Origin of the sequence: Synechococcus sp. LTW-R (assembly GCF_014217875.1) — a bacterium.
Classification (GTDB): domain Bacteria; phylum Cyanobacteriota; class Cyanobacteriia; order PCC-6307; family Cyanobiaceae; genus Vulcanococcus.
This window is the reverse complement of the sequence record NZ_CP059060.1, coordinates 452,293-464,483: the sequence shown is the minus strand read 5'-3', so window position 1 is coordinate 464,483 and position 12,191 is coordinate 452,293. Positions and strand designations below refer to the sequence as shown.

Below are 12,191 nucleotides of genomic sequence, written 5' to 3'. Positions count from 1 at the left end.
TGCGGGGCAGGACGTGGTGACGGTGCATCTGCCCAAGACCAGCGAGAGCGAGCAGCTTCTGCGCATCCGCCACTCCATGAGCCACGTGATGGCCATGGCGGTCCAGCGGTTGTTTCCCGAGGCCCAGGTGACCATCGGGCCCTGGACGGAAAACGGGTTCTATTACGACTTCGATAATCCCGATCCCTTCACCGAGGCCGACCTCAAGGCCATCAAGAAGGAAATGATCAAGCTCATCAACAAGAAGCTTCCACTGGAACGCCTTGAGGTGAGCCGCGCCGAGGCCGAAGAAAAGATTCAGGCCCAGAACGAGCCCTACAAGCTCGAAATCCTGGCGGGCATTCAGGAACCCATCAGCCTCTACACCCTGGGGGAGGAGTGGTGGGACCTCTGCGCCGGCCCCCACGTCAGCAACACCAAAGAGCTCAACGCCAAGGCCTTTGACCTGGAAAGCGTTGCCGGTGCCTACTGGCGCGGCGACGAGAACAACGCCCAGCTGCAGCGCATCTATGGCACCGCCTGGGAGACCCCAGAGCAGCTCACGGAATACAAGCGCCGGCAAGAAGAGGCCAAGCGCCGTGATCACCGCCGAATCGGCACCGACCTCGATTTGTTCTCCATTGAGGACGAGGCCGGCGCGGGTTTGGTGTTCTGGCACCCCCGTGGCGCCCGCATGCGCCTTCTCATTGAAAACCTCTGGCGCGAGCTGCACTTCAACGCCGGTTACGAGCTGCTTTACACGCCCCATGTGGCTGACATCAGCCTCTGGAAGACCTCGGGGCACCTCGACTTCTACAGCGAGTCGATGTTTGGCCCGATGCAGGTGGATGAGCGGGAATACCAGCTCAAGCCGATGAACTGCCCCTTCCATGTGCTGACCTACGCCAACAGCCTGCGCAGCTATCGCGAGCTCCCGATCCGCTGGGCCGAGCTAGGAACGGTCTATCGCTATGAGCGCCCTGGAGTCATGCATGGCCTGATGCGCGTCCGCGGCTTCACCCAGGACGACGCTCACGTCTTCTGTCTCCCCGAGCAGATCAGCGACGAGATCCTGGCGATCTTGAACCTGACCGAAGAGATCCTCTCGACCTTCGATTTCCGCAATTACGAGATCAACCTCTCGACCCGCCCTGAGAAATCCATCGGTGAGGACGCGGTCTGGGATCTCGCGACCCAAGGCCTCATCGAAGCACTCGATCGCAAGGGCTGGGCCTACAAGATCGACGAGGGCGGCGGCGCGTTCTACGGCCCCAAGATTGACCTCAAGATCGAGGACGCCATCGGCCGGATGTGGCAGTGCTCCACGATCCAGCTGGACTTCAACCTGCCGGAGCGCTTCAACCTGGACTACGTCGCCGAAGACGGTTCAAGGCAGCGGCCGATCATGATTCACCGCGCCATCTTCGGTTCGCTGGAGCGGTTCTTCGGGATCATGACCGAGAACTACGCCGGGGATTTCCCCTTCTGGCTCGCTCCCGAACAGATCCGTCTGTTGCCGGTGACCGATGAGGTGCGCGAGTACGCCGAGTCCGTTGCCACGGCCCTCAAGGCAGCCGGTGTCCGCGCCAGCGTCGATCACTCCGGTGATCGCCTCGGCAAGCTGATTCGCAACGGCGAGCAGATGAAGATCCCCGTCCTCGGCGTGATCGGTGCCAAGGAAGCCGAGGGTGGCAGTATCAGCTTGCGCAGCCGCCGCGATGGCGACCTCGGCAGCATCCCCTTGGACTCACTTGTGGCCGCCGCCCAAGTGGCGAATCAAGATCGGGGAGCGGGGCTCAAGATCAGCCCCTGCTGATCCCCGATGACCACGCTCCTCGCCGGCGATATCGGCGGCACGAAGACCCTGCTTGGCCTCTACCGCGTCGAGGGGTCGGCGCTGGTGCGCTGCGCCGCTCAGCGCTACGTCTCGGCTGAATGGCCCGACTTTTCGGCCCTCGTGAACGACTTTCTGGGCGGCGAAGCCTCCGGCTTTGCCCGTCCCGAGCGGGCCTGTTTTGCCATCGCCGGACCGGTGCGGCAGGGACGCGTGAAGCTCACCAACCTGCCCTGGTTACTGGAGGAGCAGCAGCTGGCGCGGGACTGTCAGCTGAAGGCTGTCGAACTCGTCAATGACTTTGCGGTCCTGATCTACGGGCTGCCGCATCTCCAGCCCGAGCAACAGACGACCCTGCGGGCCGCCCCCGGCGGCCGGCCCGATCCGAAGGCCCCAATCGCCATCCTCGGCGCTGGCACTGGACTGGGCGTCGCCATCGGCGTTCCTACAGCCTCGGGCCTTCAGGCGATGGCCAGTGAGGCCTCCCATGCCGAGTTCGCCCCCTGCACTGAGGAGCAGTGGCAACTGAAAACCTGGCTCATGCAGGAGTTGGGGCTGCCGCGTCTATCCATCGAGCGAGTGGTCAGCGGCACGGGCCTCGGAGACGTCATGCGCTGGCGCCTGGCCAGCCATCCCGATGGGCACAACCACGCCCTGATGGGCACCACGGAGACGGAACTGCCAGCCGCGACGGCTACGGCGGCCAGCGCCGGTGACCCCCTAGCCCGTGCGGCCCTGGATCTCTGGCTCGCGGCCTATGGAAGCGCCGCGGGGGATCTTGCCCTGCAAAGCCTCTGCTACGGCGGCCTCTGGGTGGGGGGCGGAACCGCAGGCAAGCTGCTGAAGGAGCTGCAGTCAGAACGCTTCCTTGGCCCCTTCCTCAACAAAGGACGCCTGAGCTCTGTGGTGGAACAAATCCCAGTCCATGCCTTGATCGATGCGGAGACGGGCCTGTTCAGTGCCGCCTGCCGAGCCCGACTCCTGAACGCCTGAGTGGGACACTGAGCCCAGCAGAACAGAGCGCATGGCCCGCCCCCGCATCGGACAGGGGGTTGTGGTGGATGTCCCCGCCACAACAGCCAACTTGGGTCCCGGCTTTGATTGCCTTGGAGCAGCCCTTGATCTGAATAACCGCTTCGAGATGCGCTGCATCGAAGGGGGTGGTGAGCGCTTCGAATTGGTGATCGAAGGCAGTGAGGGATCCCACCTGCGTGGAGGCCCCGACAACCTCGTCTATCGGGCCGCGCAGCGGGTTTGGAAAGAAGCAGGAGAAGAACCCATCGCGATCGAGGCCCGGGTCCGCCTCGCGGTTCCCCCCGCTCGAGGATTGGGAAGCAGCGCCACCGCGATCGTCGCCGGCTTGATGGGAGCGAACGCCCTGATTGGCGAGAAGCTGAGCCGCGAGAAGTTGCTGGAGCTGGCGATCGACATTGAAGGCCACCCCGACAACGTGGTGCCTTCACTGCTCGGCGGACTGTGCATGACAGCAAGGGCGGCCTCCCACCGCTGGCGCGTCGTGCGCTGCGAGTGGGACCCGAAGGTGATGGTGGTGGTGGCGATCCCAGCGATACGCCTCTCCACCAGCGAAGCTCGGCGGGTGATGCCCAAGGCCATCTCGATTCCCGATGCGGTCACCAACTTGGGGTGCCTGACCTTGCTCCTGCAGGGCCTACGCACCGGAAATGGCGACCTGATTGCCGATGGCATGCACGACCGGATCCACGAGCCCTATCGCTGGGGACTGATCCAAGGGGGCAAAGAGGTCCGCGATGCGGCCATGGGCGCCGGTGCCTGGGGCTGCGTGATCAGCGGCGCCGGGCCAAGCATCCTGGCCCTCTGCCCCGAGGACTCGGCCGTCGCCGTGAGCAAGACCATGGTGCGTGCCTGGGAGGGGGCCGGCGTGGCCTCGCGCTCGCAAGTGCTGCAGCTCCACCAAGGCGGCAGCCGCTGGGATCACCTGCCCTCCTGAACCCGCTCCCCTGGGTAAAAATGCCTAGGACAGGTCAGTCTCACTGGTAGATTTGAACGCTGAACGGTCGCTTCCGTAGGTGCAGGGTGGAGCCCCTCGAGGGCTAGACCCAGATACGGGATAGCCCCCAAGACATCCAAAAGCCGTGCACGCGATGGACGCCAATCTGCCCCTGCTGGCCGCGTCTGCAGCGATTCCCGGCTCCGCATTTGGCGACTCCGCCCTGGCCAACGGCACCCTGGCGGCGCCGACCACGTTTCCCTGGCTGAGCCTGATCGCGCTTCTGCCGATCGCGATCGCTCCGCTGGTGATGCTCCTCCCTGGAGACGGCACGGACCCCAAGCTGCCCCGGACCGTCGCCCTGGTCACCCTTCTGGCGGACCTGGGCTTGATGCTCTACGTCTACAGCCAGCACTACGACGGTTCCATTGCGGGCCTCCAGCTGGTGGAGCGCTTCGCCTGGGTCCCTGTCATTGGCCTGGAGTGGTCCCTCGCCACCGATGGGCTATCGGCTCCGCTGGTGGTGCTCTCCGGATTGGTCACGCTGCTCTCCGTGGCGGCCAGTTGGAATATTCAGAAGAAGACCCGGCTCTACTTCGCGCTGTTGTTGGTCCAGGCCTCGGCCCAGGCCCTGGTGTTTCTCTCGCAGGATTTCCTGCTGTTCTTCTTGGCGTGGGAACTGGAGCTTGTCCCGGTCTATCTCTTGATTGCGATCTGGGGCGGCCAGCAGCGTCAGTACGCGGCCACCAAGTTCATCCTGTACACCGCCACGGCCTCTCTGCTGATCCTGCTCAGCGGCCTGGCTCTGGCCCTCAATGGCCCCTTCACCCTCAACCTCAGCGAACTGATCGCCCGCTCCCCCGGCGGCGTGTTTGGCCTGCTCTGCTATCTGGGCTTCCTGGTGGGCTTCGGCGTGAAGCTGCCGATGTTCCCGCTGCACACCTGGCTTCCCGATGCCCACGGTGAAGCGAACGCACCGGTCTCGATGCTGTTGGCGGGGGTGCTCCTAAAGATGGGCGGCTATGCCCTGCTGCGCTTCAACGTTCAGATGCTCCCGGAGGCGCACCTGCAGCTGGCACCCGCACTGATCGTGTTGGGCATCGTGAACATCGTCTATGGCGCCCTCAACGCCTTCGCCCAGGACAACGTCAAACGTCGGATCGCCTGCAGCTCGGTCAGCCACATGGGCTTTGTGCTGCTGGGCATCGGTGCGATCGACAGCCTCGGCATGAGTGGCGCCATGTTGCAGATGATCAGCCATGGCTTGATCGCGGCGGCCATGTTCTTTGTTACCGGGGTCTTCTACGAGCGCACCAAGACCCTGTCGATCCCCAACATGGGGGGACTGGCCAAGGTCCTGCCGATCACCTTCGCCTTCTTTGTGGCCAGCTCCCTGGCCTCCCTGGCACTGCCGGGCATGAGCGGTTTTGTCAGTGAAATCACCGTGTTCCTGGGCGTGACCAGCAATGAAGGCTTCACCGTTGGCTTCCGCGTGATTGCCGTGGTCCTGGCCGCAATCGGCGTGGTGCTGACACCGATCTACCTGCTGAGCCTGTGCCGCCGGGTCTTCTTTGGCCCCAGAATCCCCGCCCTGGCGGTCCTTGGTGACATGAAGCCCCGGGAGCTCCTGATTGGCCTGACCCTGCTGGTGCCCACCTTGGTGATTGGCTTCTGGCCGCGGGTCGCCATTGATCTCTATGAGGCGACCACCACGGCCCTCTCGAACGACCTCGCCCAACACGCCGTCGTTGCCCTTCGGCTACCCGCCCTCGGCTGAACCCCCGCGGACCCTGCAGCTGGGCTGAAATGGGGCCATCCATGGCCCCACCGATGACTGACAGCCGAGCCGCCATCGCCACCGCTCAGCCGGAAATTCTGCGCGGAGAGGGGCTACCGCAGTTCGAAGCGATCACGCCAGAAGCGGTCCGCGAACACATCCCGGGCCTGATGGACTCCCTGGAGGATCAGCTGGGATCCCTCGAGGCCGAGCTCAGCCAGAAGCTAGATCAAGGGGAGCCCCTCGATTGGAACGCGGTGATCGATCCGCTCCAGCGACTCGGCGAACGCCTGCGCTGGAGTTGGGGCGTCGTCAGTCATCTCAACGGGGTCTGCAATAGCCCAGAGCTCCGTGACGCCCATGCCAGCCAGCAGGCCGCTGTCGTGCAGTTCGGCAACCGCGCCGGTCAAAGCCAGGTCATCTATCGCGCCCTCGAGCAGCTGAAGGAGCGACTCTCCGAGCTGGACGGGACCCAACAGCGGATCCTCGATGCCGAGCTGCGGGACATGCAGTTGCGGGGCGTTGGCCTGAGCGGCGCTGTCAAAGAGGCCTTCAACGCCGCCAGTCAGACCTTGGCGGAGCTGTCGACACGCTTCGGCAACCACGTCCTCGATGCCACCAACAACTGGACCCTGCGCCTGACGCAGTCCGCCGAGGTGGAGGGATTGCCAGCAAGCCTGTTGGATCAGCTGGCGCAAGCCGCGCGCCAGGCCGGGGATGAAGCAGCGACCGGCGAAGCGGGCCCCTGGCTCCTGGGCCTGGACATGCCCCGCTACGTGTCCTTCATGAAATACAGCCGCAGGCGGGACCTGCGGGAGCAGCTCTACAAGGCCCATGTCAGCCGCGCGTCCGGCCAGAACGGCAGCGATCTCAACAACTGGCCCTTGATCGAAGAGATCCTGACCCTGCGGCGGCAGCAGGCCGAGCGCCTGGGCTTCGCCAACTGGGCCGCGCTCAGCATCGCGTCCAAGATGGCCGACTCCGAGCAGGCCGTGGAAGCCCTGCTGGAGGACCTGCGCAGCGCCGCATACCCAATTGCCCAACAGGAGCTGGCGACCCTCGCGGGCTGTGCCAAGGCCCACGGGGCAGCGGAAGCGGACGATCTGCAGCCCTGGGACATCAGCTATTGGGCGGAGATCCTCCGCCAGGAAAGTTTCGAGCTCGACAGCGAAGCCCTACGCCCATGGTTCCCCTTACCCCAGGTGCTCGACGGTCTGTTTGCCCTGAGCGAGCGGCTGTTCGGGATACGCATCGAGGCCGCCGATGGCGAGGCACCGATCTGGCATCCGGATGTGCGCTTCTTCCGCATCCTCGAGCAGGACACACCGATCGCCGGGTTCTACCTGGATCCCTACAGCCGGCCGGGCAGCAAGCGCGGTGGAGCCTGGATGGATGAGTGCCTCGTGCGCTCCAAGCGCGAGGACGGCAGCGCGGTCCTCCCGGTGGCCTACCTGATCTGCAACCAGAGTGCACCGGTCGGTGAGACCCCGAGCCTGATGACCTTCGACGAGGTCGAGACCCTCTTCCACGAGTTCGGGCACGGCCTCCAGCACATGCTGACCAGCGTCGAGCACCCCCAGGCCGCCGGCATCAATGGGGTGGAGTGGGATGCCGTTGAGCTGCCCAGCCAGTTCATGGAGAACTGGTGCTACGACCGGGCCACTTTGATGGGGATGGCCCGCCACTGGGAGACCGGCGCACCCCTCCCGGAGAGCGAATTCGCCAAGTTGCTGGCGGCCCGCACCTTCATGGGGGGATCCGCAACCCTGCGGCAGGTGCACTTTGCCCTGGTGGATCTGCGCCTGCACAGCCAGTGGAGAGCCGATGCCGGCCTCACGCCGGAGGCGCTGCGCCGGGAGATCGCCGCGGACACAACGGTATTGGCCCCCATCGACGAGGACGCTTTCCTCTGCTCCTTCGGGCACATCTTTGCGGGGGGCTACGCCGCCGGGTACTACTCCTACAAGTGGGCCGAGGTGCTCAGTGCCGATGCCTACGGCGCCTTTGAAGAGGTGGGGCTCGAGAACGAAGAGCAGATCCGTGAAACCGGACGTCGCTTCCGCAACACGGTGCTCAGCCTCGGGGGAAGCCTGGATCCCAAGCAGGTCTTCGAAGCCTTCCGCGGTCGTCAACCCAGCAGCGAGGCCCTGATTCGCCACTCCGGCCTGGTGGCCGTTTAAGGCCAACACCTCCAGGATGGGGAGAGATGGGCCGTGACATGGCTGGAGTCTCTCCCCGCTTGTCCCATGCCGATCCGCTGCAGCTGGATCCGAACTGGTCTTGCTCCGTTCCACTGCTCGCCTTTGAGGAGGCCCTTGAGCAGAGCGTTTTTCGCGCGGGCTTAACCCGAGCGGACTGGCTCAAACGCTTGGCCCAACAGCTGCACAAACCCCAATTACTGCCGCTGCTCTGGCTCCTGCCCAAGGGATGGAAGCTGGCGCCGGCGGACCTACCCCAGCGGCTGCAATCCCTGGGTGGGCTCATCGAACGTGAACTGCTAACTCCGGCCCTGCTCGCAGCCGTGGCCGATGCCCTGCCCCACTTCTTACCGGAGGGGGACGGAGCGATCGGGCATTGGCGGGGGAGAGCAGACGGCTCGCTCCCCACCCGCTTGGAGGAACTCCTGCGGCTCGATCCCACCCCAGCCGAACCGGAGCCCGCGCTAGACGCCGAAGCCGGCCCCCTGAGCGGTGGGCTGATCTGGCACAACGTCGGGCTCCGCCATGAGCAATCCCCAGGGGAACGGCAACGCAACGCCCTGGCCGCCCGTGTCCTGAATCGGCTCTCGGCGAACGGACTGGGAGGCGCGCCCTGGCGGATCGATGGAGCCAGCAGCTGCCGCGCCTGGTTCGCCCAGTTGCAAGACAGCGGCTGGAGCTTGCGGGCTCAGTTGCGGGCCAGCGTGGCCAGCTTCGGGCTCGGTGCCAGCCTCCCCGGAGCGGAGCCTTCAGATCCGAACTGGAGTCAGATCCCCCTGGCCCTTCCGATCCGTACGGGTCTGCTTGGGGAGACTGGCGAGGAGGTTCAAAGCCTCCTGCCCCACAGCTGCCTCGAGCTGGAATGGCGCAAGGGAGCAGAACTACTGCGGCTGCAGTACTACCAAGGCACGGAGGGCCTCTGCGGTTGGGAAGCGCTGAACGACCTGCAGCGTCCTTGGCAGAACGACAGCCGCAATGGAACGGTCCGCTACCTGGGGGAGGCGTATGAGGGGGAACGTCTCCTTGAGGTGATGGATCTCTGCGATCTGGTGGCGCTGATCCACAACCAGGAAAGCGACGCCGATGGCCTCTGGCTGGGGGGCTATGGCGCGTTGGGGTTCTGCATCGACAGCTCAGCGCTCTTGCAACAGGCCCTGGAGGGCCGCTGCGATCTCTTCCCCTGCCTGCTTGGCGGCATCTGGCGCGAGCGGCTGCTGCGCAGGGCCGATGCGGTGCAGGCGGAACCGAGGGCTCTCGGGCGGTACCGCCAAGCGGTCATGGACTTGCCGCACGATGGCTTCTGTTTTGGCGAAGCCAGCAAGGAGGCCAAGCGACGGCTTCAGGCCTGCCAACCCGAGAGCAGTCCGTTCCGGCTAACCCAACGTGCCCGCGTCCTCTGACTCGATCGCCTGGACGATCTGCTCGACAACGGCCTCGCGATGCAGCTCGGCGAAGGGACCCTGAAGACCGTTGTGGTTCATCCCTTTGATTTCACGGCGTTCGATGCAGGAGTGCTTGAGGGCTCGATTCCAGTTGGAGAGGGGAAGCAACGGCGATCGCCCCGGATAGGCAATGCGACCAAAGGCCGCCACCGGATCACGGCTGCCAATGATCATGGTGATCTTCGAGAGCTGGTTCAGGAGTTGGTTGCCGCTAAAGACACCGCAGAAGCTCACGATGCTCACCGGGGCCCTGCAGATGCGGCGCAGGTAATCCGCCACCCCCATTGCCATCTCAGCCCCCCCGCTGTAGCCCACAAGCACAACCCTCTGCCCTTGATCCGGCCGGAACCCGACCTCGCCTAAGCGCAAGGCAATCTTCAGTGAGAGCTCGTAGTTCATGATCGGCCCATAGCGGTGGTCCGATGAGATCCCGACCTTGATCACGTTGTTCGCCTGAACCAGCACAGCGGCGATCAGCTGAATCCAACCGTTGGGGTGGTCCTCCTGGAGTGCAAATAAACGGCGCCAGAACCAGGCACTACCGATGTCCTGCGCGAGGGCGACGGGAAGAACGGTGTACGCCTCTAAGCCCTTCACGAGTCGCGTACCGGGATTTAGCTGCTGATCCAGCAGTCCAAGAAAGGCCGAGACCCTGGGCGGGTGATCCCGCTCCAATTGATGGATGCCATCGAGATAGACCACAAAACAGCTGTGCTCGCTGATGGGAGCTGAATCGGGGAAGAGGGCCGTGGGGTCGGGGAGCCCATCCAGCCAGCCTTCCCAAAACGCAAACTGCGTCACTAAGGAGTAGATCCCGGCCGTCGGGATGAGCACCAACAGCAACAGGCCGGACCAACGCAGCAGCAGGTTGATGTCCGTCCAGTCAAAGATCGAACGCAGGGCCAACAGAACATGGCCCACACCAAACCAACTGACCCCCAGACCCACCGCCAAAACGAGGACGATGAAGCCCAAGCGGGAGCGAAGACTGTGTTGCTGCGCCTGGATGGCCGCGCAATTGGCCTGGGAGCGTTTCTGCATCACTCAGACCCGTGGGCATCGGAGAGTTGGGACGCCAAGGTGCTGTAGCCCGCCTGCCAGCCCTGGCGAAACAGCAGCCAGACCAACAGGACGGCCACGACATAGCCCGGGGTCGCCAGGAGAAGAGCTTCGCCGTAGGGCAACGCGAAGCGAGCATGCAACAGGGTGATGACGTTGAGATGCATCAACACCCAGATGCCCAAGCCGATGGTCTCACCGACATAGGGAGCAGCCACCAACAGATAAAAGACCGCCGGGAGTAAACAAATAGCGACCCCATTGATGAAATCACTGGGGTGGATCGTCACGCTGGCACTGGTGGCGAGCAGGACCATATCGATGCTGCTGCTCAAGAGAAACGCAACCGAAAGCATCAGGCCATCAAGGATCAAATGGACGATGATTTGGCGGCGATTGAGACGATTGGCCAGGAGCGTGAAGACATGGGAGAGGGACATGGAAAGTCCCACCAGCAGCAGCAGACCCAAGCCGATGTCGGTTTGAACCAGCCAGCCACCGAGCGCGTCCAGTGCTGTTTGGATCTCCATGCCGAGACCTCCCCTGGATCTACTGGCCCGATGCAGCGCGCAAGGCCGGTCGATTCACAATCCAGATCACATAGATCGAGAGCACAGCGCAATAGAAACACCAGACCGAATTGAAGGTGGCGCTGTAGGTCAGCCAGGTCAGGAAGATCGAGACAAAGATCAGAACACCAAACAGCTTCACCGCCTTATCTGCGACAGCGATCAGGGGGAGAACAATGAAGCCCCAATAGACCAGCTCACCGACGGGCTCTGTGTTCACAAAATTGTGAATGATGCTGTGCAGGTTGGACACGTCATAGAGCAAGCGACCGTTGCTATGGACCGCAGGCTGGAGAGCCGGGGGATTGAAGAGCACCGGCAAATAGAAGGCAACACCGAGGACCGTTGCCACAATCGCCACCCAACGCAGGCGTCTCTGCAGCCCCTTGGAATCGGTCGTTCGACTAATCGACCAGGCGCTCCATGGGATCCAGATCATCCAGAAGCAATAGGCGAAAAAGAGGAAGCCCAATCCCGCCAATGTGCTCAAGGGCTCCACGCCACCTTGATCAATCGCGGTCCACTCCAAGCCTTCAACGAACTGTTGGACCCCGAAGAAAAAGGGCACCAAGGCCAAGGGCACGTAGTCACGTTTGCCCGTCTTCTGCGCGACGTGGGTGCTGTAGAGCCCCAACGGCATCAACACCGCTGACGCCGTAAAACTGGCCGAGGCTGAAAAGCACATGCGAGGCCTTCAAACGTGGCCTACCCATAGACACGCTGAAGGCCATGGACAACGACCTTGATGAGATTCGTTGTCGCTAAGGCGCGAGCAAGACATCCGCCACGGCAGCTGTTGCCCGGGGATGGGCAATCAGTTGGCGGTGGGTCAACACGGGCAGGGCCTGCCGCGGCCCCTGGGGCAACACCGCTCGCCAACCCGGGAAGACCGTGATGTCCGTACGGCTATACAAACTCACGCACTGCAGCGGATCCAGGCGATCACGCCCAGCATCGAGATCACGCAACAGAGCGCTCCCGATCTTCATGTCCGCAATGCCCGCCAAGGGCCAGCGCGGAATCAGCTGGGCCGTCAATGTTCCCTGTTGGGGGCTGCCCAAACAGACAAAGCGGCGGGTCCGGCTCGCGCCTCCCCATTCCTGGAGCCAAGTCCGGGCAATGACCCCGCCCATAGAAAAGCCAAAGAGATCAACGCTGGTCTGGGGGCCAAAGCGCTCCTGAATCAACCCATCCAGTTGCGCGGCGAGCTGACGGATCGGGGTGGCCCCCAGCCGATGGGGCAAGTGGGGTGCAAAGAGCGGCAGATTCGGATTGCGCTCGAGCAACGTCTGCTCCAGGCGCCGAAACAGGCGGGGGGTATCCCAGAGTCCATGGATCAGAAGCAGAGGACGCTCTGACATGGT

At 63.7% G+C, this 12,191-nt stretch carries 10 protein-coding genes; 6 read left to right on the top strand and 4 right to left on the bottom strand.

Translation table 11 applies throughout. The annotated features are described in order from the left end of the window. Positions 1 to 76 precede the first annotated feature (76 nt). The 6 genes from thrS (at position 77) to H0O22_RS02650 (ending at position 9,157) form a co-directional block, all read left to right on the top strand. Complete coding sequence (gene thrS / locus H0O22_RS02675) at positions 77 to 1,795, top strand: threonine--tRNA ligase (RefSeq protein ID WP_221625492.1); 1,719 nt, start codon at positions 77 to 79, stop codon at positions 1,793 to 1,795. Positions 1,796 to 1,801: 6 nt separating this feature from the next. Beyond that, complete coding sequence (gene glk, locus H0O22_RS02670) at positions 1,802 to 2,806, top strand: glucokinase (protein ID WP_185187504.1); 1,005 nt, start codon at positions 1,802 to 1,804, stop codon at positions 2,804 to 2,806. A 31-nt stretch (positions 2,807 to 2,837) separates the two neighbouring features. After that, positions 2,838 to 3,782 (top strand): homoserine kinase, encoded by a 945-nt coding sequence (gene thrB / locus H0O22_RS02665; protein WP_185187503.1) that lies wholly within the window; start codon positions 2,838 to 2,840, stop codon positions 3,780 to 3,782. Positions 3,783 to 3,936: 154 nt separating this feature from the next. Continuing rightward, positions 3,937 to 5,559: an NAD(P)H-quinone oxidoreductase subunit 4 gene (locus H0O22_RS02660; protein ID WP_185187502.1), complete on the top strand. Its 1,623-nt coding sequence runs from the start codon at positions 3,937 to 3,939 to the stop codon at positions 5,557 to 5,559. Between the two features lie 53 nt (positions 5,560 to 5,612). Beyond that, positions 5,613 to 7,739, top strand: coding sequence for a M3 family metallopeptidase (locus tag H0O22_RS02655; protein ID WP_185187501.1), 2,127 nt, complete (start codon positions 5,613 to 5,615; stop codon positions 7,737 to 7,739). A 38-nt stretch (positions 7,740 to 7,777) separates the two neighbouring features. Next, complete coding sequence (locus H0O22_RS02650; RefSeq protein ID WP_185187500.1) at positions 7,778 to 9,157, top strand: arginine repressor; 1,380 nt, start codon at positions 7,778 to 7,780, stop codon at positions 9,155 to 9,157. On the opposite strand, the gene H0O22_RS02645 is transcribed toward H0O22_RS02650, so the two are convergent. From H0O22_RS02645 to H0O22_RS02630, 4 genes are all read right to left on the bottom strand, one after another. Then, the gene (locus H0O22_RS02645) at positions 9,131 to 10,240 is read right to left on the bottom strand and encodes an alpha/beta hydrolase (protein WP_185187499.1); all 1,110 of its coding nucleotides are present in this window, start codon (positions 10,238 to 10,240) and stop codon (positions 9,131 to 9,133) included. The genes H0O22_RS02650 and H0O22_RS02645 overlap by 27 nt on opposite strands. After that, complete coding sequence (locus tag H0O22_RS02640) at positions 10,240 to 10,788, bottom strand: hypothetical protein (RefSeq protein WP_185187498.1); 549 nt, start codon at positions 10,786 to 10,788, stop codon at positions 10,240 to 10,242. Before H0O22_RS02640 ends, H0O22_RS02645 begins: the two co-directional genes overlap by 1 nt. 19 nt (positions 10,789 to 10,807) lie before the next feature. Continuing rightward, positions 10,808 to 11,512: a DUF6629 family protein gene (locus H0O22_RS02635; protein ID WP_185187497.1), complete on the bottom strand. Its 705-nt coding sequence runs from the start codon at positions 11,510 to 11,512 to the stop codon at positions 10,808 to 10,810. Between the two features lie 76 nt (positions 11,513 to 11,588). Further along, positions 11,589 to 12,188, bottom strand: coding sequence for a triacylglycerol lipase (locus H0O22_RS02630; protein WP_185187496.1), 600 nt, complete (start codon positions 12,186 to 12,188; stop codon positions 11,589 to 11,591). Between the last annotated feature and the right edge of the window lie 3 nt (positions 12,189 to 12,191).